The sequence below is a fragment of the Ralstonia sp. ASV6 genome (assembly GCF_016429285.1).
In the GTDB taxonomy this organism is placed as follows: domain Bacteria; phylum Pseudomonadota; class Gammaproteobacteria; order Burkholderiales; family Burkholderiaceae; genus Ralstonia; species Ralstonia flaminis.
The window spans coordinates 1-20,108 of the sequence record NZ_JAELUI010000028.1; the positions used below are offsets into that span (position 1 = coordinate 1).

17 protein-coding genes are annotated in these 20,108 nt (G+C 65.3%); 6 read left to right on the forward strand and 11 right to left on the reverse strand.

Going from position 1 to position 20,108, the window contains the following annotated elements; all coding sequences use genetic code 11:
* On the forward strand, positions 1 to 1,761 hold a 1,761-nt coding region (locus JHD73_RS07510; RefSeq protein ID WP_199029337.1), incomplete at its 5' end, for an autotransporter domain-containing protein.
* 116 nt (positions 1,762 to 1,877) lie between these two features.
* Here JHD73_RS07510 and JHD73_RS07515 read toward each other — a convergent pair.
* The 6 genes from JHD73_RS07515 to JHD73_RS07540 all read right to left on the reverse strand — a co-directional run bounded on the left by JHD73_RS07515 (position 1,878) and on the right by JHD73_RS07540 (position 9,044).
* Complete coding sequence (locus JHD73_RS07515) at positions 1,878 to 3,092, reverse strand: collagen-like triple helix repeat-containing protein (protein WP_199029339.1); 1,215 nt, start codon at positions 3,090 to 3,092, stop codon at positions 1,878 to 1,880.
* A gap of 360 nt (positions 3,093 to 3,452) precedes the next feature.
* The gene (locus JHD73_RS07520; RefSeq protein WP_199029341.1) at positions 3,453 to 4,160 is read right to left on the reverse strand and encodes a GNAT family N-acetyltransferase; all 708 of its coding nucleotides are present in this window, start codon (positions 4,158 to 4,160) and stop codon (positions 3,453 to 3,455) included.
* A gap of 15 nt (positions 4,161 to 4,175) precedes the next feature.
* A complete protein-coding gene (locus tag JHD73_RS07525) occupies positions 4,176 to 6,212 on the reverse strand; it encodes a DUF3488 and DUF4129 domain-containing transglutaminase family protein (RefSeq protein WP_199029343.1) in 2,037 nt (678 codons plus the stop codon).
* Complete coding sequence (locus JHD73_RS07530; protein ID WP_199029345.1) at positions 6,209 to 7,294, reverse strand: DUF58 domain-containing protein; 1,086 nt, start codon at positions 7,292 to 7,294, stop codon at positions 6,209 to 6,211. The genes JHD73_RS07525 and JHD73_RS07530 overlap by 4 nt, the downstream gene beginning before the upstream one ends.
* 12 nt (positions 7,295 to 7,306) lie before the next feature.
* Positions 7,307 to 8,287, reverse strand: a complete 981-nt coding sequence (locus JHD73_RS07535; protein ID WP_199029410.1) for a MoxR family ATPase — start codon at positions 8,285 to 8,287, stop codon at positions 7,307 to 7,309.
* Between the two features lie 97 nt (positions 8,288 to 8,384).
* Positions 8,385 to 9,044 (reverse strand): TetR/AcrR family transcriptional regulator, encoded by a 660-nt coding sequence (locus tag JHD73_RS07540; protein ID WP_199029347.1) that lies wholly within the window; start codon positions 9,042 to 9,044, stop codon positions 8,385 to 8,387.
* Positions 9,045 to 9,226: 182 nt separating this feature from the next.
* On the opposite strand from JHD73_RS07540, the gene JHD73_RS07545 reads away from it, so the two are divergent.
* Positions 9,227 to 10,534 carry an MFS transporter gene (locus tag JHD73_RS07545; protein ID WP_199029349.1) on the forward strand — a complete coding sequence of 436 codons (1,308 nt, stop codon included), beginning with the start codon at positions 9,227 to 9,229 and terminating at the stop codon, positions 10,532 to 10,534.
* Here JHD73_RS07545 and modA read toward each other — a convergent pair whose 3' ends face one another.
* The 5 genes from modA to JHD73_RS07570 all read right to left on the reverse strand — a co-directional run bounded on the left by modA (position 10,535) and on the right by JHD73_RS07570 (position 15,383).
* Positions 10,535 to 11,320 (reverse strand): molybdate ABC transporter substrate-binding protein, encoded by a 786-nt coding sequence (gene modA / locus JHD73_RS07550; RefSeq protein WP_199029351.1) that lies wholly within the window; start codon positions 11,318 to 11,320, stop codon positions 10,535 to 10,537.
* Positions 11,321 to 11,429: 109 nt separating this feature from the next.
* Positions 11,430 to 12,302: a LysR family transcriptional regulator gene (locus tag JHD73_RS07555; protein WP_199029353.1), complete on the reverse strand. Its 873-nt coding sequence runs from the start codon at positions 12,300 to 12,302 to the stop codon at positions 11,430 to 11,432.
* A gap of 69 nt (positions 12,303 to 12,371) precedes the next feature.
* On the reverse strand, positions 12,372 to 13,694 hold the full coding sequence (locus JHD73_RS07560) for an MFS transporter (protein ID WP_199029355.1): 1,323 nt from the start codon (positions 13,692 to 13,694) through the stop codon (positions 12,372 to 12,374).
* A 419-nt stretch (positions 13,695 to 14,113) separates the two neighbouring features.
* Complete coding sequence (locus tag JHD73_RS07565; protein ID WP_199029357.1) at positions 14,114 to 14,557, reverse strand: VOC family protein; 444 nt, start codon at positions 14,555 to 14,557, stop codon at positions 14,114 to 14,116.
* 247 nt (positions 14,558 to 14,804) lie between these two features.
* Positions 14,805 to 15,383, reverse strand: a complete 579-nt coding sequence (locus JHD73_RS07570; protein ID WP_199029359.1) for a GNAT family N-acetyltransferase — start codon at positions 15,381 to 15,383, stop codon at positions 14,805 to 14,807.
* Positions 15,384 to 15,515: 132 nt separating this feature from the next.
* Here JHD73_RS07570 and JHD73_RS07575 point away from each other — a divergent pair, with 132 nt between their 5' ends.
* From JHD73_RS07575 to JHD73_RS07590, 4 genes are all read left to right on the forward strand, one after another.
* Positions 15,516 to 16,058, forward strand: a complete 543-nt coding sequence (locus tag JHD73_RS07575) for a helix-turn-helix domain-containing protein (RefSeq protein ID WP_199029362.1) — start codon at positions 15,516 to 15,518, stop codon at positions 16,056 to 16,058.
* A 169-nt stretch (positions 16,059 to 16,227) separates the two neighbouring features.
* Complete coding sequence (locus JHD73_RS07580) at positions 16,228 to 17,052, forward strand: GntR family transcriptional regulator (protein ID WP_199029363.1); 825 nt, start codon at positions 16,228 to 16,230, stop codon at positions 17,050 to 17,052.
* Positions 17,053 to 17,184: 132 nt separating this feature from the next.
* Positions 17,185 to 18,405: an MFS transporter gene (locus tag JHD73_RS07585; RefSeq protein WP_199029365.1), complete on the forward strand. Its 1,221-nt coding sequence runs from the start codon at positions 17,185 to 17,187 to the stop codon at positions 18,403 to 18,405.
* 221 nt (positions 18,406 to 18,626) lie between these two features.
* Positions 18,627 to 19,931 (forward strand): MFS family transporter, encoded by a 1,305-nt coding sequence (locus tag JHD73_RS07590; protein ID WP_199029367.1) that lies wholly within the window; start codon positions 18,627 to 18,629, stop codon positions 19,929 to 19,931.
* The last annotated feature ends 177 nt before the right edge of the window (positions 19,932 to 20,108 follow it).

Here is a 20,108-nt window from a genome sequence, read left to right on the forward strand (position 1 = left end):
GCACCGGTCACGGTGCACGCAACGGCCAATGCGACGGGCGGGCCGTTCTCGTCGATCGCCATCGTCAGCCCGCCGGCCAGCGGTACGGCCGTGATCAACGGACTGGACATCGTCTACACCCCAGCGCTGACCACCTCGGGCGCGGTCAACTTCACCTACGCGCTGATCAACACGGCGGGCACGTCGGCGCCGATTCCGGTGACGGTCAACGTCAACGGGGTGCCGATTGCGGTGGCGCAGAAGCAGGCTGCCACATCGTCTGGCCAGCCAATGAGCGTGGACCTGACCGAAGGCGCCACGGGTGGGCCGTTCACCGGCGCGACGCTGTTGTCAGTGGTGCCGTCCAACGCGGGCACGGCCAGCATCGTGCAGAAGGCGGTGCAAGCGCCGGCCGGTGTGAAGGCCCCAGCGGCGGCGGCATCGACCTACGTGCTGAACTTCACGCCGTCGACCACGTACAGCGGCCCGGCGGTGCTGACGTACACGCTGTCCAACGCGTACGCCACGTCCATGCCGGCCACGGTGCAGGTGAGCGTGACGGCGCGCAAGGATCCGTCGGCCGATCCGGATGTGGCGGGCCTCATCAACGCGCAGATCCAGGCGGCACGCCGTTTTGCGACCACGCAGATCGACAACTACAACCGCCGCCTCGAAGCGCTGCACGGCTCCGGCCATGCGCCCTCGGACAACGGCCTGACGGTGGCCCTGCCGGGGATGCGCGCGGCCGATGCGCAGGCGCGCTGCCAGGACGTGGTCGGCATCGCCGCGCGTGACGCCTGCCTGCGCGGTGACGGCCCGGGCCGCTCGCTCACGCGCGGCAAGCGCAATCCCGACGCAACAAAGGATGCCAGCGCAGACAAGTCCAACGCCGACACCGGCCCCGACCTGCCGGGCGCCGATGCCGCAGGCATCGGTGCGGACAGCACCGACCCGCGCCTCGCGTTCTGGAGCGCCGGCACGCTGGACTTCGGCTTCGCCAACGCTGGCACGCAGCGTTCGGGCTTTCGCTTCACCACAGGCGGTGTGACCGCAGGTGCGGACTACCGCGTGTCGGATCAGCTCTCGGTGGGCGCGGGCTTCGGTTATGGGCGCGACTCCACCGACATCGGCAACGCCGGCACCAAGAGCACGGGTGACAGCTACAGCCTGGCGCTGTACGGCAGCTACCGTCCGCAGCCGTCGCTGTTCGTGGACGGCGTGGCGGGCTTCGGCACGCTCAGCTTCGACTCGCGCCGCTGGGTGACGGACGCCAGCGACTTCGCCACCGGCAAGCGCAACGGGCGCCAGATGTTCGCGTCGGTCTCGGCCGGCTACGAGCATCGGGATCGCACGTGGCTGATCTCACCGTACGGCCGCCTGTCGGTGTCGCAATCGACGCTGGACCAGTTCAGCGAATCGGGGGCCGGCATCAACGCGCTGACGTACTTCGAGCAGACGGTGACAACGGTGTCGGGCACGCTGGGCCTGCGCGCGGAATACGCGCAGAAGACCAAGTGGGGCACCTTCCTGCCGTTTGCGCGGGTGGAGTATCAGCACGACTTCAACGGGCAGAGCAACGCTGGCCTGGCGTATGCGGACCTGGCGTCGTCGGGCCCTGCGTACTACGTGCCGAGCACGCCGTTTGGGCGGGATCGCGTGCAGATCGGGCTGGGGACGAAGTTCCGCACGGGGCCGCTCACGTTTGGGCTGGACTACAACGTGATGACGGGCATGGGGGGGCTGCAGCAGGGAGTACGACTGACCTTCAGTGCGCCGTTCTGAGGCAGCATGTGCTTGGCAAGGAACCAGCCTTCGGGCTGGTTTTTTGTTGGGTAATTCCCCCCCATAAAAAAAGCCGTCCAGCGCAAAGCATGGACGGCCCATCGGCACAGACTGAGTCAATGATGCGGCGTGCCCCCCAGCGCACCGCCCACCGACCCCACCGCACCACCCACAACGCCCGTTACCGGGGCCAGCGGCGTGGTCGCACCGGTTGAAGTCAGCGACGAGCCCACGCCGGTCAGCAGCGAGCCAACCGGTGCCGTCACACCGGCTGCCGGGTTGCTGCCACCCGCCGCAGCGCCACCCAATGCGCTCGTGACCGGAGCCAGCGGGTTGCTGCCGGTGCCTCCACCGGTGGCGCCGCCCAGGGCGCCGGTCAACGCGCCCAGCGGATTGCTGCCGCCCGTGGCACCGCCCAGCGCGTTGGTGATGGGCGCAAGCGGGCTGCCTGATGTGCTGCCGCCCGGCGTGGAAACCGCGCCACCCAACGCCGCCACCGTGTTGCCCGTGGCGCTCACCACGCCGCCCAGGTTGGACACCACCGGCGCATTCGTGCCCGTGAGCGACGTGCCGACGTTCGCCACGGTACCGCCCACGGTCTGCAGCAGGTTCGTGGCGGGTGCGCCCAGGCCCGTGGCATTACCCAGCGTCTGCGTGGTGGTGGTGACTTGCGAGGTGAGTGGCACCACCGTCGAGCTGAGCTGTTGGGTGACCTGCTCCACCGGCCCGGTCGACAGGGCCGTACCGAGCGTGCCGCCCGCATTGGCCACAGCCTGCCCCACTTGCGAGACAGCGCCACCCACCGGCGTGGTCACCGGCGCGAGCGGCTGCAGCGGGCCCGTTCCCAGGCTGCTCAACAGACCGCCCGTGGCGTTGACGGTATTGCCGACCTGGGTGACCACGTTGCCTGTGCTGGACACCGTGGTCCCCACCGGGTTCGGGTTGGTGCCCATGCTGCCCAGGCCGGACTGCACGCCCGTGCCGAGCGCGGAAACGGTGTTGCCGACGTTATCAACCACATTGCCCAACCCAGACGCGCCCGGCACATTGGAGCCTCCCACCGTCGTACCCAGGCTACTGATGGCACTGCCCGTGGCCGTGAGCACACCGCCGCCCTTGTTGGCAATGTCGCCCGTGGGCGTGGTCGAGGCCGTGGTGGTGGACCCGCCGGTGCCGCCCGAGTTGCCCGACCCACCGCTGCCGTTGTTGGCGGAGGTGCCGCCACCGCTGGTTCCACTCATGTCGCCCGAACCCGAGCTTGCGCAACCGCCCAGTACCAGCAGTCCAGCCAGCGTGGCTGAAACCAGCGCACCGCGATGCATTTTCGCCATGTCAGTCTCCCGTTTCAAAAATGCGCTTGATAATGTGCCGATCCACCCTTCCCCATCCATTTTCCAAATGGTCTAGACCATTAACTGCTTATCGGCTTGAAATGAAGTCTATGAAGGAGATTCGGCCCGATTGCAAACATTTTCAAACACCGGGAATGCCTTGATGGCAGCCAAGCACGCATCGTCGATATTCCGTAGAGCCAAGCAGGACAAGGGCGCAAACGTTCTCGAATCACGGAAGAGAAACGCGATTATGTTTCGAAAGCTGACTCTAAATTACTCAATATGAGTAATACAGTGACACCACGCAATGCGGCGCCAAAATCACCGCGTTGCGCGATGATTTGAAAGAAAAACGGACTACACCTCCCGGCGCATCACCTTGGTCAGATAAAACGACCGGCGGACCGCAAACCCCAACCGCTCATACAGCGCGATCGCCGTGCGGTTGTGCTCGAACACGTGGAGGACCGGCGTCTGCCCGCGCTGCGCGATGTCGTGCTGCAAAACGCGGATCAGTCGGTTGGCAAGGCCCTTGCCGCGGTGGGCATCGTCCACGCAAACGGCGCTGATCTCTACGTAGTCATCCAGCTGCATACGCTCGCCGGCCATGGCGATCAGCCGGCCGCCTTCGCGAATGCCGATGTACTGGCCGGTCTCCTGCGTGCGGGTGCGGAACGGGCCGGGCTTGGTGCGCTCGGTCAGATCGAACATGTCGGCCACATCGTCATGCCCCAGGCGGACGATGTCGGTGGTATCGACCTGCCCGCCAGGGTCGCGCACCACGATCATCTGCTGCAGGATGCCCGCCCGCTCGGCGTCAAACTCCTGCGGAACATCGATGGCCGAAATCGCAAACAGTGAGAGTTGCTCACCCGGTTCCAGCAACCCATGCAGTGCCTGCCATGCGGCGGGCATCGCGTCAGGGCTGGCAGCGATGGCGGCAAACGGCGTCACGTCGGCACGGTAGCGGCAGGCAAGCGGGCCACCCTGCCGGAAGTGCAGATGACCGCTCGCCAGCGATGACCAGATGGGGTTGTCGAGCACGTGCATATCGGGTTGCGTCATACCGGTGTTCTCTCGTTATGCAGACACGCGCAGCGCGGCCACGTCTTCCTTCCAACGTGCCAGCCGTTGCGCGCGAGCGTGCGCATCACCATCATCGCGGCCATAGCGCAGTGCGATATAACCAGCGGCCACGCGGTGCAGGGCCTCAGCCGCCTGCGGAAACTGCGTGGCGGCGCGCTCGGCATACGCCATCGGCCCTTCGGTCGGGTTGCGCGGACAGCCATGCCGCGCCAGCTGGCTGCACACGCGCTGCCATTGCACCTGCACGGGGTCGGGTTTCGGTTTGCGCTGTTGCCATAGCAGCGGCAGCGCCGCCAGCAGGAAGATGGCCGACACGCCCCACAGCACCGCGCGCGGGTCCGCCGCCTCCAGCCCCAGCCACGCAAAGAGCTGCGCCTGCCGGTTGCGGTCGTAGCCAAGCACCCAGCGGTTCCAGCCGCTGATCAGGCCGTCGAGCCCCCAGCGCACGCTGCGCAGCCATGCGGGCTCTTCCACGCGGCGCGAGCGGAATTCGCTGGCGGGCACGGCCGCTGCCAGGCCGCGCTCCACGCGCTGCGGCGCGACAGCGGCGGTCGGGTCCACACGCACCCAGCCGCGCCCAGCCAGCCACACCTCGGCCCAGGCATGCGCATCGGACTGGCGCACGATGATGTCGCCGCTCACGGCATTCACCTCACCCCCGAGGTAGCCCACCACCACGCGCGCCGGCACGCCCGCCGCCCGCATCAAAAAGACGAAGCTGCCCGCGTAGTGCTCACAGAAGCCGCGATGCGTACGGAACAGGAAATCGTCAATCTGCTCGCCCTGCAACGGCTCGGGTGCGAGCGTGTAGGCAAACGGTGCGCTGCCGAACAGCTTGAGCGCAGCAGATACGCGGTCAGCCGGCGGCAGCTCGGCCCATTGTGCGGCCAACGCACGCGCTTGCTGATTACCCGGCGGCAGTGCCAATGCCGTCTGCAGCGTAGCCGAATCCAACGGCTGTGCATCGTCCGCACGACGACGATCGGGCAAGCGTGAACGCGCGTGGTAACGCATGCGCTGGTCGATCGGCTGCCGGCTGAGGAACTCTGCGTCAACACTGCGGCCGATGTCGTCACGCGCATCGATCGACAGGCCGCGATCGAGCGCGAACAGCCAGCGCTGGTGCGTCGTTTCCAGCGTGATGTTGTAGTCGACCACGCCCGGCAACTCTGCAACCGCGTCCGCAGAATTGGGTACGCTCCCGGGCAGGGGCCGCTGCCGCATCGACGCTGCCGTCCATGCCTGGCCGTCAAAACGCCACAGCACCATGCCGCGCCAGTAGAGCGTATCGAGCGCTGGCGGTTTCCCCGCAAAGTCGGCGCGAAAGGCCAGGTCATCCGACAGGATCAACTGGCCGATGGAGCCCGGCGCCATGCGATCCGTAATACCGCTGGTGCCGGTTTCAGCAGAGCGCGGCAGGCTCCACAGCGGATGATCCAGGCGCGGAAACAACAGGAACAGCACGGCCGCGCATGGCAGGCCCATCGCCACCAATCGCCCCAGCACACGCACTGCCGACACCCGCATGCGCGCCTGCGGATGCAACAGCAGCAGCCAGTTGCGCAGCAGCAGTGCCGCCGTTGCCAGCAAGGAAACGGCCATCCAAGGTGGCTGGTCAAACAGCGTTTGCGAGAGCAGCAGGAAACAGCACAGCTGCGTCGCCAGAATGCCGTTGCGCACGGTGTGTGATTCCATCAGCTTGAGCACAAGGAACGCGCCCAGCAATGCCACCGACAGGTCTCGGCCGATATTGCCGCCGGTGCGCAAGGACAGCGCCAGCGTCACGAGCAGCGTCACCACACCTGTGAGGCCCAGCACCCACTTGCCGGGCAACGGCGCGCGGCGTACCCACAGCAGGGTGCGCCAGAGCAGCAGCACGCCAAATACGGCGCACGTCACGAGCGGCAGTGCGCGCAGCAACGGTACGAGCACAACGGCAAGTTGCGCAATCAACCAGCCGTGCTCGCGGTGGGTGAGGGCGCGGGCCGAACCAAACGCCGCAGCCTGCGTGCCGATGGTGGCGGTGCTCATGCGGCCGCCTCAGGCATTGCCGGCTTGCCCCACAGCGCCAGTGCGCGCAGACACGCATCGCGATGGGCTGATCCACGCGACGGGCCAATCGAGATGCCCGGCAAGGTCAGCGTGTATTCGGGTTCGTCACCGGCGGGTGCGTGTTCAGCGGCCAGCACCCAGGCGCACAGGCGCGACAGGCGTTGCTCCGCATTCATGGATCGCGGCAGTGCATCCCACGCGAGTACGCACTGCGCATGGCGCACCTGCTGGCCGGTGCGGCTCATCCACGTGTCGAGCCGGGCGCTGTGCTTCCAGGCGATGCTGCGCAGCGGATCACCTGGGCGATAGGCGCGCAATTGGTCGGCAGCCTCTTCGACCTGGCTACGCGCGGCACGCGGGTTGTCTTCCTCACCCGGGTCGGGCGCAAAGCTGGCAGGCAGCGGCGGCGCGGAAGGCTCGGGTTCGGGATAGACCAGCAGCGTGAGCGGCGCATCGGCATAGCTCCATGCGCGAAACAGGCCAAGCGGAAAGCGCGTCGACACCGTCAGACGTGGCAGCTGGAACCAGCCGCGCGGCTGTGCGGCAAACGCCAACGCAGCAACCGTAGCGTCCTGCGCATCGAGCGCGGCTTCCACCGGTGCGGCCTCACGTGCACTCACATCCAAACCCACACGCGCCCAGGGTGTCACGTTGGCCAACGCCACGCTCACGTTAAGCGCATGCCCGGCAAACACCGCCTCGCCCGCCGCGCCGCGCACTTCCAGGTCGACAAGGTTGCGGTGCGTCTGCCACATGGCAGAGGCCGCCACACCGGCCAGCACGAACGTCAGCAGAAAGCCCAGGCTCACGTTGTAGTTGAGCGAGGTGACGAGCATGACCACCAGCAGCAGCGCAAAGCCGGCACCCGATGCCGTGGGCAGGATGTAGACGTGGTTGCGATCCAGGCGGATGCGGCCTTCGCGGGGCTTGCGCGGCCGTTGCAGAAAACGCTGCACGCGTGCTCGCGCAAAGCGGACGCCTGGCAACGCCGCCAGGCCCGCACCCAGGATGCGAAACAGCGCGCGCAACGGTGCAAACAACAAAGCGGGGAAACGCGCCATGGCGCCGTGCGCTTATGGAATGGCGACCGTATCGAGCAGCCGCTGCGCCAGCGCTGTGGCCGACAACGTACCGCCCGTCGGCAGCAACCGGTGCGCGGCCACGGCCTTGAACACGGCCTGCACATCTTCGGGCAGCACGACATCGCGGCCGTCGATCAGCGCCCACGCGCGGGCCGCCGCCAGCAGCGCCAGACCGGCACGCGGCGACAGGCCCATCTGCACCTGCGCATCGGTGCGCGTGGCATTGACCAGCGCAAGCATATAGTCGACCAGCGCGGGGGCCGCGTGCACGGCATCTGCAGCCGCTTGCAGCGCGACAACCTGCGCGGCGGTCAGCACGGGCTGGATGTCCTGCGGCGCGCCGCCACCCAGGTACAGTGCACGTTCCGAGCTTTGGTCGGGATACCCGAGCGAAAGCCGCATCGTAAAGCGGTCCAGTTGCGACTCCGGCAGCGGGTGCGTGCCGATCTGGTTCAACGGGTTCTGCGTGGCAATCACGAAGAAGGGCTCGGGCAGCGGATACGTGGCGCCATCATGCGTCACCTGCCCCTCGGCCATCGCTTCGAGCAGCGCGCTCTGCGCCTTGGGCGTGGCGCGGTTGATTTCATCGGCCAGCACCACCTGCGCGAACAGCGGGCCGGGGTGGAATTCGAACGCGCTCTTTTCTTTCACGTAGATCGACACGCCGATCAGGTCGGTCGGCAGCAGATCGCTGGTGAACTGCACGCGCTGATATTGCAGCCCGAGCGTGCGGGCCAGCGCGTGCGCAAGCGTGGTCTTGCCCACACCCGGTAGATCTTCCAGCAGCAGATGCCCGCGTGACAGCAGGCACGCCAGCGCCAGGCGGATCTGCAGCGGTTTGCCGAGCACGATACGGTCGAGCGCGCGTTGCGCCTGCGACAACGCCGCCGGCAACGAAAGCATTGCGGGCGGCTGTACTGAAGCAACCGGCGTCGAACGAACGGGAGAAAGCGGGACTTGGTTGGGCGTCATCGAATCGGGTGCGGCCGAGGCAACAATGCCAGCGAGTGTAGCGGCATCGTGCAGCGCCGGCGTACCCTCGTTTTCGATCCGTTCTGCGGTTACAACATCAATCTGGTTTGCGTGCGGGAACAGCGGCCGGAATGTTGCCATCCAGCAGCACGCGTGCCGTACGCGGCAGGCTCTTGATGAGGCGCGGCGCATCGGTGCCGAAAGTCTGGCTGGCGGTATAGGCGCCCTCGATCAGGAAGGCAAGGTCATCGGCCAGGGCATCCGGGTCGGTGGCGCCGGCAGCTTCGGCACGATCCCGCAGGCGCGTGAGCAGCTGCGCCTTGTTGCGCCGGACGAACTGCCGCGCAGAATGCGACGGGTCTGGAAACTCCGCCGCCACATTCACGAAAGGGCAGCCCCGGTAACCCGGGCGCGAGGCGCGTTCGGATACATCGATAAAGAACTGCAGCAGTTGCGCGCGCGCATCGTCCGGGTGCTTGGCCATGCTCGCGTTGAAATAGCCCCAGAAGTTCTCGTCGCTGCGCTCCAGGTAAGCGAGGACGAGATCGTCCTTCGACTTGAACTGGCGGTACAGGCTCATCTTGTTGACGCCGGCGCGCTCAACCACCGCCTCCACACCCACGGCACGCACGCCTTCGTAGTAAAACAACTCGCGCGCGGCTTCCAGCAGGCTGGCGTGCGCATCCTCACCGCTGACGCGGCGGGAGGGCGTTTTCTCGGCGGTGGAAGAAAGGGCACGGGGCCCGCGTGCTGCCATGTGATGACTCCTGCAACCGTGGCGAGCAAACCAACCCCAGCCACGTCGATGACATTCCAAGCTTGACATGTTACCGAGCGGTACCTACCATCGCAAGCACGTTGTTACCGGTCGGTAACGAATAGCGCATTGTCGAGCCCACAAGAAACAAGAATCGAACACAGGAATCGGACGCCCCTCCCATGCAGAGACTTGCCCGCCTCATTGCCCCACGCTTTCACTACAGCTGGATCGCCCTGGCCGTGGTGTTCCTGATCCTGCTGTGCGCGGCCGGCACGCGTGCCACGCCCAGCGTGATGATGCTGCCGCTTGAGCACGAGTTCGGCTGGAGCCGCGGCACGATATCGCTGGCCATTTCGATCGGCATTGCGCTGTATGGGCTGACGGGGCCGTTTGCGGCGGCGTCGATGCAGTACTTTGGTATCCGCCGGACGGTGCTGGTTGCGCTGGCGGTGCTGGTATCGGGCACGGCGCTCTCGGCAATGATGCGCGAGCCTTGGCAGATGGTGCTGCTGTGGGGCGTGATGGTAGGCGGCGGCACGGGCGTGGCGGCCATCACCCTGGGCGCCACGGTGGTCAACCGCTGGTTCACCTCGCACCGTGGGCTGGCCATGGGCATCCTGACGGCCAGTTCGGCCACCGGCCAGCTCGTTTTCCTGCCGATGATGGCGGCAGTGGTCGAGCGCTACGGCTGGCGCCCGGTGGTGCTGATTGTGGCTGGCGCGCTGACGCTGCTGCTGCCGATCGTTGCGATGCTGCTGCCGGAGTCGCCCAAGAGCGTGGGCCTGCGCACCTACGGCGAGCCGGCCGACGCGCCGGAGGTTGACCAAGGCCCGCGTGCCAACCCGATCGTGCTGGCCATGAACACGCTGGTACAGGCAGCACGCAAGCGCGATTTCTGGCTGCTCTTCTTCAGCTTCTTCATCTGCGGCGCCAGCACCAACGGCTATATCGGCACGCACTTCATCGCCATGTGCGCGGACCACGGCCTGACCGAGGTCAAGGGCGCAAGCCTACTGGCTGTCATGGGGATCTTCGACCTGGTGGGGACCACGCTGTCGGGCTGGTTGTCCGACCGCTACAACAGCCGCGTGCTGCTGTTCTGGTACTACGGCCTGCGCGGGCTGTCGCTCATCTATCTGCCGTATGCGTTCGGCTTCGAGTTCTTCGGCCTGCCAGTGTTTGCGCTCTTCTACGGGCTGGACTGGATTGCCACCGTGCCGCCCACCGTGCGCCTGACCAACGATGTGTTCGGCAAGGCTGCAGCGCCCATCGTCTTTGGCTGGATCGTTGCGGGGCACCAGTTGGGGGCGGCGTTTGCCACGCTGGGCGCGGGCATGATGCGCTCCACGCTGGGCAACTACACGCTCGCCTCGATGATCTCGGGCGGGCTGTGTGTCGCGGGTGCCTTCCTGGTGCTGCGCATCCATCGCACGCCCAAGCAAGATGCCGAGCGTGCGGGTCAGCCGGTTACCGCACAATCGGCGTAATTACGGCTTCAGGAAGCCGTACTTGGCCAGCACTGCCTGGCCAGCCGGCGACATCACGAAGGCCACAAAGTCGGCCGCCTGCTGCGGCTGCTTCGTGCCAGACGTCACGGCAATCGGGTAGGTAAGCGGCACGTTCAGCGGCACGGGGCTCGCCACCTTCACCTTGTCCGCCGCGATGGCGGCATCAGTGGAAAACACCAGGCCCGCTTCGACCTCACCGCGCGAAACATAGTCCAGGGCCTGGCGCACGTTCTGCGCCAGCACCGCCTTGGCTTCCACCGGCTCCCACAGCTTGGCGGCTTCCAGCGCACGCTTGGCATAGCGGCCCACCGGCACCGACGCCGGGTTGCCGATCGCCACGCGCTTCACCTCGGGCTTGGTCAGATCCGTCAGCGCGTGCACGGGCACCGTGCCCGTGGTCGGCACAATCAGCACGAGCTGGTTGGCCACGAAGTCATGGCGCGTTTCGGTCTTGATGACTTTCTCGTCCACGGCCTTGTTCATTGCTTCCTGATCGGCGGAGGCAAACACGTCGGCGGGGGCGCCCTTGACGATTTGCTGCATCAGCACGTCCGACGCGCCAAAGTTGAGCACGACCTTGGTGTCGGGATGCTGCGCTTCGTATTGCTGCGCAATCATCTTGAAGGCGTTGGTCAGGCTGGCGGCAGCCGAGACGACCAGGTCAGCGGCGTGCGCCGGCGCAGCCAGGCCCAGCGACAGCGCAGCAACCAGACCCATGGCGCGCACTTGCGCCCGAAGTGACAAACCCTGCGAGAAACATTGCATGAAAGCCCCGAATGCGCCGTAGAAAGATCAGCGTAATATACGATCCGATATAACGCTCGGTCAACGCACCCGCACGCATCCCGGGTATCACGCAATGCTCATGGGGGGGTCAGGTGCTGCGCGCCGCTTCATCAATGCAATCGGCCAGGCGACTGGCAATCGGCTGGCGGCTATGGCGTGGGCGCTCGATCAGGCCGATCTCGCGATAGAAGGTGTCATCGCCCAAGCTGATGGCGCGCACGCCGGGTGGCCAGGCGCCTTGCCCGGCAGTCTGCGGGGCAAGCGCCACGCCCTGCCCGCGCGCCACAAGCAGCGACATGCCTTGCAGTTCGTCGAGCTCAATCACGTCGTGTGCGGTGATGTGCTGGTCGCGCAGGAACTGGTCGACGCGGCGGCCACCGAACGAGCGGCGGTCATAGCGGATGAACGGTTGGTGCTCCAGCAAGACGCGCCAGTCGTCGCCGGGCAGGCTGTCGGGCACAAGCAGTACGAAAGGCTCAGCCACCAGCGTGCGCCATTCGAGATCGGCAGGCACGGCAAACGGCGGGCGAATCAGCACGGCCAAGTCGATCTCGCCAGCATCCACCAACCCGAGCAGATCGAGCGACACGCCTGGCACGATACGCGTGCGGCAATGCGGGAACTCGACGCGAAACTGGGCCACCGCGTCCACCAGGAACGACGCCTGCACCGAGGCAATCGCGCCAATGCGCACGAGGCCACGCTGCTCGCTGCCGCTGGCTTGCTCACCAAGCCGGTCGTACAGGGTGACGATGTGCTCGGCCAGCGCCAGCGCATCACGCCCGGCGGCATTGAGCGTGGCCGAGCGACCGGTACGATCAAACAGCTGAAAACCAAGCGACTCCTCCAGCCGCTGGATCTGCGCGCTTACCGCCGATTGCGTGAGGCCGATGCGCTCACCCGCGCCCGCAAAGGTGCCGTGCCGGGCAACGGCAATGAAGGTCTTGAGTTCTCGAAGCATTGGGGTCTTTCGGGTCTGCGCAATTCGGCGCTACGGCGATACGAAGCGACCCCAAGCATACTCGCCGCGTTACTGCAGCGCCTCCTGCGCCGTCTCACGCAAACCCACGAGCGCCATGAGCGCAACCAGCGCTCCGCCCACCAGCAAAAAGCCGGGCATCAGCAGATTGCCGGTCTGGCCGATCAACGCGGTGGCCACATACGGCGTGATGCCGCCGCCCACGATGGCGCCGATGTTGAAGCTGAACGCCATGCCGGTGTAGCGCACGCGGGTGGGAAACTGCTCGGCGTAGGTCGGATAGCCGACGGACTGCACGATCGGCAGCGGCAGCGCCACCACCATCATCGCGAGGAAGGCCAGGCCGATGTTGTGTCGATCCATCAGCACCATCATCGGCAGCACGAGCACCGCGTACCCGATAAACCCTGCCGCCAATACCTTGCGGCGGCCGACGCGGTCGGACAAGGCACCGAATACCGGCATCAGGAACGCCATGCTGATGCTCACGAACGCGAGAATCCAGTAGACGGTGGTCTTGTCGTACTTCAGATGCGTGGTGAGATAGAGGTTCATGAAGACCAGCCCGACCCAATAGCCGACGTTCTGGCCGAAGGCGAGCAGCGTCACGCGCAGCACGCTGCTGCCATGTTCACGCATGACTTCACTCAAGGGGGCCTTGGGTGGTTCGTGATGCGCCTGGAACTGCTGGAACGAGACGGACTCCTCTACGCGACGGCGCACCATGGACGACACGATCACCATCGGAATCGCCATCAGAAACGGGATGCGCCAACCCCAGGCCTGCATTTGCTCGGCACCGAGGATGACGCTGGACAGCCCGCACACCGTGGCCGCCAGCGCACCGCCGATGGCCACCCCCACCGGCGTGAACGCACCGTAAAAGCCACGCTGACCACGCGGGGCGGATTCCGCCACGTACGCCGCCGCGCCCGTCACCTCGCCACCGGCAAAGAAGCCCTGCGCCAGCCGGATCAATAACAGCAGCACCGGCGCGATCAGCCCCGCACTGGCCGCCGTGGGCAGCAGCCCCACCAACCCCGTCGCCACGCCCATGCCGATCACGGTCACCAGCAGGATCGCGCGGCGGCCCAGCCGATCGCCCAACCTGCCGAGCACGATGCCGCCCACCGGCCGCATCAGGAATGCGCTGCCGAACACAGCCAGGATGGCGAGCAGCGATGCGGCAGCGTTGTCGCCAGGAAAGAACATTGGGCCGATGGTGCTGGCCAGGTAACCGTAGACGCCAAACTCGTAGTACTCGATGGCAGTGCCGGCAGCAGCGGCAAGCGCGGCCTTGCGGGCAGTGATCTTGGCGTCGGATACCGCTGGCGCGTCGGCCAACGGCAAAGCAGAAGCGGGGGCGCTGGACATGGTGTGGCTCTTCCTTTGGTTTGATGAACACGACATTCCGGCTTCACGCTCTGTTTATTTTCGGCGTGAATACCTTGGAATCCGGTAATGGCAAGAGCTATGCCAGCGCAATTGATTCTGTTTTTATGGCTTTTAGCGCGACCGCTCTCCTGGGCAACGGTGATGCCCATTTTGCAATCCTGCTGACGGAATCTCGACACGTTTGCGGTGCATGGCCTGCACCATCCTTGCCGCCCGCGTCACTACGCCATTTGCGGCGTTACCCGGGCGCGACGGAAACGCAAGACGAACGCTCCCACGGGTTGCCAAAGACAACCCGACTTCGCTCAAAACATGGATAAATCAGCCCGTAAATAAAAATCGCCAATTCAACGATCTCTATTTACGGGCCGGTCTTTTAAAGCGCCGGCCCGATCGATTTACTTGGCAAACAGCGATGCCATATTGGCAAACGCCTTCATCTCCATCGCATTGCCCGACGGATCGAGAAAGAACATCGTGGCCTGCTCGCCCACTTCGCCCTTGAAGCGGATGTGCGGCTCGATGATGAAGTCGATGCCGGCAGCGCGCAGCTTGTCGGCGGCGGCTTCCCACTCGGCCATGGAGAGCACGACGCCAAAGTGGCGCACCGGCACGTTGTCGCCATCGACGGCACTGGTCTTGCGGTGGCCGATTTCATCCGGCGCGAGGTGAGCAACGATCTGGTGGCCGTAGAAGTTGAAGTCGACCCAGTCCGGCGAACTCCGCCCCTCGGGGCAGCCGAGCACATCGCCATAGAAGGCGCGCGCCGCAGCAATATCGTGCACGGGGAACGCAAGGTGGAACGGGGCAAGCACAGGCCGGACGTCGTTTTGGTCGCTCATGGGGTAGGGCAATCAATCTTGAATGGTTGGAATCAGGCGGCGCCGGCACGCGGGAGGGGGGGCCACCCACGCACCAGGCAACGTGGATGAGTCTATGCGCATCCATTCATCCACAAAAGCGATGTTTTTTTGCACTGAGCCCCATGAATTTCGATGAATCAGACAAAAAAGAAGCCGCACAACGGCGGCGAAAGAGACACACGGTAGGCGTGCCTGCATGGGCAGCAGGCACGCAAATACGGAACAGTCAGGCGAAAGCAAATGGCGTGATGGCCGCCTCGACCTGCGCCAGCGGCAGGCGCACAGAGCACACGGTGGCATCGCCCGGCACGGCGGCGACACGGAAACCGGCATCGCGCGCCAGGCCGATCATGCGGCGGTTGGTGGAAAGCACTTCGCCAAAGACTTCGCGGGCGCCAGATACGCGTGCCGCCCGCACCAGGGTGGCAAACAGGCGCCGGCCCACGCCCTTGCCCTGCCATGCATCGGCCACCAGCATGGCGAACTCGGCCACACCGTCTTCAATGACGAAGCGGCCATCGGCGATCAGGTCTTCGCCAGTGCCATCCGCGCGGGCCACGCTCACGACCAGCGCCATGTGATTCACGTAGTCGATTTGCGTGTAGGCGGCGAGCATCTCGTCGGACAGCCGCCCGCCGCCCACCAGAAAGCGCGCATAGCGCGACTCGGACGACAACCCCTCGACCAGGGCGGCCTCCAATGGGGCGTCTTGCGGCAGAATCGGGCGCACGGTGGCGATGGAGCCGTCGTGCATGGTCCAGCGGTCGATCCATTCGGCGGGATAACGGTGGATGGTATACAGCATGGGGATCTCCTCACGCGATGGATCGTTTTATGGCTGCCAGCGCGGGATCGCCGCCTGACTTTTTAATTTGAACCTAGATTAGCAGAAACCCTGACTTTTGCAAGTAAAGTCAGAATTGACTATGATTTTGGTATGAGAATCCCGGAACCCTTCACCGTCCCTGCGGCGTCCGAGTTGGTGACGTCAATGGAGGAGCCTTGCTCGATCGCGGCGGCGGTATCGATCGTCGGTGAGAAGTGGACGCTGCTCGTCCTGCGCGAAGCGTTCTCAGGCGTGACGCGATTTGATGAGTTCCTGCGCCGCACGGGGTGCTCGACGGCGATCCTGTCGTCACGGCTCAAGGCGCTGGTGGCGTACGGCATCCTGCGCCGCGTGCCCTACCAGGAGCCGGGCGACCGCGTGCGCGATGCGTACCGGCTCACACGTGCGGGCGTCGATCTGCTGCCCGCCATCGTGGCGCTCATGCAATGGGGCGACCGTTATCTGACGCCCGACGGTGAAGGCCCCATGTTGTTGCGCGACCGCGAGAGCGGCACGCCGATCCACGTGGCGCTGGTCAACGCGCTGGGCGAACCGGTGGCGCCCAAGAACTCGATGCGCGAGCCAAACCCACGTTACAGCCATGGCAAGAATCCGCCGACGGATGACGCCGGCACGCCAACGGTCAACGGGTAACACACAACTTTACACGTTAGCCGAAACCCCCTATCGTCGCGGATGGACGGGCGTACGCCCGGCTTTTGGCCGTCTTTTCTAAAGTCATCCCGCACTTGGTCGTTCACTCTTCTGACGACCACCCTTTCCGATCTCGACCTCGCCGCACACGCACGGACCCACGACCGCCATGCCCGATGCCGTGGTACCGCTCTACCACCAAATCTACGTTGTCCTGCGCCAGCAGATTCTCGAAGGCAAATTCGGGGATGGGCCGATGCCGGGCGAGATCGAACTCGCCCGTCAGTTTGGTGCGTCACGCGTCACGATGCGGCGCGTGTTCGACTATCTGGTCAAGGAAGGTCTGGTGCGCCGCCACCGCGGCATGGGCACCTTCGTGGTCAAGCCCGATGACCCGCTGATGATGGGCGGCGGGCAGACTCTGCTGCAGAACATCATCGACGTGGGCGAGCGCACCTCCGCCGTCGTCGTAGAATTTGAAGACGTGCTGGCGCCGCCCGACGAGGCCAAGTGCCTGGACCTGGCCCCCGGCACGCCGATCAAGAAGCTCGTGCGCGTGCGCCATCTGGAAGACACGCCCATGGCGCTCATCACCACGTGGCTGCCGCTGGACGTGACCAGCAAGCTCACGCTGGAGCGGCTCGCGAACCAATCACTGCTGCGGCTGATCGAGGCCTCCGGTGTGCGGATTGATCGCGCATCGCAGGTGGTCTCCGCACGGCTGGCGGACGTGGCGACGGCACAGTACCTGGACGTGGCCGTCGGCGCGCCACTGCTCTCGGTACAGCGCATCGTGCGCGAGATGAGCGGGCGCCCGGTGCAGCTGCTGCAGGGCCTGTACCGGCCCGACCGCTACGAATACCGCATGGAACTCTCGCGCGTGGGCGAAGACCGCGCCCGCCTGTGGATCGACAACGCTGGCCACAACGTGCAAGGCGGCCACAGCGAAGACGTGGAAGATGCCTCCCCCGCATCGCCCTCACCCGCCAGCTAGCGCACCGGATTCCCTGGCCGGAGCTGGCCGACATCACCGGCAACGGGGTTATTCCGCCGTCAGCAATCTCAAAGGAAAGTTGCTAGGATCGCCGCTTCGCTGCGATGCAGCAACCTTCTCCATGAGGTTCCCATGTCGGCCTCACCCGCGTCCCCAACGCCCCCCGCTTCCACTGCAACCGCCACCACCCATGGCAACACACAAGGGCTGATCCGCCTGCTCACGGCCGGTGCCGGCATCAGCGTGGCGTGCATCTACCTGAACCACCCGTTGCTCGGGCTCATCAGCCGTGACCTCGCCATCGCACCGCACGCATTGGGGGTGCTGCCGACACTCACGGCGGCCGGTTACGCCAGCGGCATCTTCTTCTTCGGACCGCTGGGCGACCGTTACGACCGCCGCCTCGTTATTCTGTGGAAGGCGGTGCTGCTCACGCTCGCGCTCATCGGCAGCTGCCTCGCGCCCAACCTGCCGCTGCTGGCGGCCTCGGGGTTTGTGATCGGGCTATCGGCCACCATCGCACAGGACTTCGTGCCCAGCGCCGCCGCCATCAGCACAGACCTGAACCGCAACCGCAACATCGGTACGGTGATGACGGGGCTGCTGATCGGCATCGTCAGCTCGCGCGTGTTCAGCGGCATCGTGGCGGACCACTTCGGCTGGCGAGCAGCGTTTGGCGTGTCGGCCGTGGCGATCGTCGGGCTGGCGATTGCCGTGCGTGCGTCCCACTTTGGCGTGGCGCCGGCCACACGGCAGCCGTACTTCACGCTGCTGCGCTCGCTGGGCACGCTGTTCATGCAGCATCCGCGGCTGCGGGCGTCGGCACTCACGCAGGCATTCATCGGCATCGCGTTTTCCGGGTTCTGGTCAACCGTGGCACTGCACCTGACAAGCTCGCTTGGGCTGTCGACCGGGCAGGCCGGTCTGCTGGGGCTGGCGGGCGCCGCGGGTGCGCTGGGCGCGAGCATTGCCGGGCGCCTGTCCGGCCGCGTGGCGCCGGGCCATATCGTCGTGGGCGGTGCACTGCTGATGGCCGTGACGTTTGCCACGATGACGCTGTTTCCGCTGTCGCTCATCGCCATCGTGATCGGCACGCTCCTCTTTGACGTGGGCGTACAGGCCGCGCTGGTGTCGCACCAGACCATCATCTATGCGCTTGCGCCGGAAGCGCGCAGCCGTATCAATGCGGTGTTCATGACCTCGCTGTTCATCGGCATGTCGGTGGGCGCCTACGGTGCCAGCCTGGCGTGGACCAGCGCGCGCTGGTCGGGGCTGATGACGTTCTGCGCGGTAGCGTCATTCGTGGCGTTGGTGCTGCGCGTGGTGTTCAACGCGCGGCAAGGGGCGCGTTAAGCCAGACGCCAGACGGGCGTCATGGGCACTGCGCAAGCCATGAGCGTACCCAATTCTGCGTGACCCCAAACCACCGGAAGTGCCCTGTTTCGCGCACTTCCGGCAACGGGCCATCTCACCCATCGGGGCAATTCCGGGGCGCGACAATCCGTCACTTGTCGCTACAATTCTGAGGGCCAGCTTACGCTGCCCAACAAGAACACTCACACCGAGACGCACCCATGGACATCACAGCCACCCAGCAAGCCGTCGACCCACATGACACCCGACGCCGCATCTTCGCGATCGTCGGCGCATCGTCGGGCAACCTGGTCGAGTGGTTCGACTTTTACGTCTACGCGTTCTGTTCGCTGTACTTCGCGCCGGCGTTCTTCCCCAAAGGGGATCCGACGACGCAGTTGCTGAACACGGCCGGCGTGTTTGCAGCGGGCTTCCTGATGCGGCCGATTGGCGGCTGGCTGTTTGGCCGCATTGCCGACAGGCACGGCCGGCGCACTGCGATGATGATTTCTGTGCTGATGATGTGTGGAGGCTCGCTGCTAATTGCGGTCTTGCCCACTTACGCACAGATCGGAGCACTCGCACCCTTCCTGCTGCTGGTGGCACGCCTGTTCCAGGGCCTGTCGGTGGGCGGGGAATACGGCACCAGCGCTACCTACATGAGCGAAGTGGCGTTAGCCGGGCGACGCGGCTTTTTTGCCTCTTTCCAGTATGTGACGCTGATCGGCGGCCAGTTGGGCGCGGTGCTCGTGCTGGTGATCCTGCAGCAGTTTCTGACCAACGCCGAGATGGAAGCATGGGGCTGGCGTATTCCATTCGTGGTGGGTGCAATGACAGCGCTGATTGCGCTGTACCTGCGCAAGTCGCTGCACGAAACGCAGTCCGACGCATCGCGCAAGGCCAAGGATGCAGGCACCATCCGTGGCGCGTGGCAGCACAAAGGGGCGTTCCTGCGTGTGATCGGCTTTACCGCTGGCGGCTCGCTGATTTTCTACACGTTCACGACGTACATGCAGAAGTACCTCGTCAACACGGCGCACATGGACAAGAAAACGGCCTCCAACGTGATGACGGTGGCGCTGTTCGTGTACATGGTGCTGCAACCAGCGTTTGGCGCGCTGTCCGATCGCATCGGCCGCCGCAATTCGATGCTGCTGTTCGGGGCGCTGTCGGTCATCGGCACGGTGCCGCTGATGAACGCGCTGGCCACGGTATCGAGCCCGGTCGCAGCCTTCGGCCTGATCACGGTGGCGCTGGCCATCGTCAGCTTCTATACGTCGATCAGTGGCCTGATCAAGGCGGAGATGTTCCCGCCGGAAGTGCGCGCAATGGGCGTGGGCCTGTCGTATGCGATTGCCAATGCGGTGTTTGGCGGCTCGGCCGAGTATGTGGCGCTGTGGTTCAAGCAGGCCGGCAGCGAATCAACGTTCTACTGGTACGTGACCGCACTGTGTGCCGTATCGCTGATCGTGACGTACTTCATGCCCTACCCGAGCAAGGAAGGGTATCTGCGCAACGAGCCGTAACCATCGGCTAAAACCTGCGGTACGCCGAGCGGGCGAGGGGTGACTCTGAACGCGGTGGGATGCCGACTCGGCGCGATCGTCCCTCACCGAATGCACAGCAATCATCAGTTGGGGGATTGCTGTGCATCCGGGATAATGTCGTCCGCGCGGCCCAGCGACAACTCACCTGTCTCTGCG

Coding starts and splice junctions, on each gene's coding strand:
- JHD73_RS07515 (WP_199029339.1), bottom strand. CDS start 3,092: ATGGCGAAAATGCATCGCGGTGCGCTGGTTTCAGCCACGCTGGCTGGA.
- JHD73_RS07520 (WP_199029341.1), bottom strand. CDS start 4,160: ATGACGCAACCCGATATGCACGTGCTCGACAACCCCATCTGGTCATCG.
- JHD73_RS07525 (WP_199029343.1), bottom strand. CDS start 6,212: ATGAGCACCGCCACCATCGGCACGCAGGCTGCGGCGTTTGGTTCGGCC.
- JHD73_RS07530 (WP_199029345.1), bottom strand. CDS start 7,294: ATGGCGCGTTTCCCCGCTTTGTTGTTTGCACCGTTGCGCGCGCTGTTT.
- JHD73_RS07535 (WP_199029410.1), bottom strand. CDS start 8,287: ATGACGCCCAACCAAGTCCCGCTTTCTCCCGTTCGTTCGACGCCGGTT.
- JHD73_RS07540 (WP_199029347.1), bottom strand. CDS start 9,044: ATGGCAGCACGCGGGCCCCGTGCCCTTTCTTCCACCGCCGAGAAAACG.
- JHD73_RS07545 (WP_199029349.1), top strand. CDS start 9,227: ATGCAGAGACTTGCCCGCCTCATTGCCCCACGCTTTCACTACAGCTGG.
- modA (WP_199029351.1), bottom strand. CDS start 11,320: ATGCAATGTTTCTCGCAGGGTTTGTCACTTCGGGCGCAAGTGCGCGCC.
- JHD73_RS07555 (WP_199029353.1), bottom strand. CDS start 12,302: ATGCTTCGAGAACTCAAGACCTTCATTGCCGTTGCCCGGCACGGCACC.
- JHD73_RS07560 (WP_199029355.1), bottom strand. CDS start 13,694: ATGTCCAGCGCCCCCGCTTCTGCTTTGCCGTTGGCCGACGCGCCAGCG.
- JHD73_RS07565 (WP_199029357.1), bottom strand. CDS start 14,557: ATGAGCGACCAAAACGACGTCCGGCCTGTGCTTGCCCCGTTCCACCTT.
- JHD73_RS07570 (WP_199029359.1), bottom strand. CDS start 15,383: ATGCTGTATACCATCCACCGTTATCCCGCCGAATGGATCGACCGCTGG.
- JHD73_RS07575 (WP_199029362.1), top strand. CDS start 15,516: ATGAGAATCCCGGAACCCTTCACCGTCCCTGCGGCGTCCGAGTTGGTG.
- JHD73_RS07580 (WP_199029363.1), top strand. CDS start 16,228: ATGCCCGATGCCGTGGTACCGCTCTACCACCAAATCTACGTTGTCCTG.
- JHD73_RS07585 (WP_199029365.1), top strand. CDS start 17,185: ATGTCGGCCTCACCCGCGTCCCCAACGCCCCCCGCTTCCACTGCAACC.
- JHD73_RS07590 (WP_199029367.1), top strand. CDS start 18,627: ATGGACATCACAGCCACCCAGCAAGCCGTCGACCCACATGACACCCGA.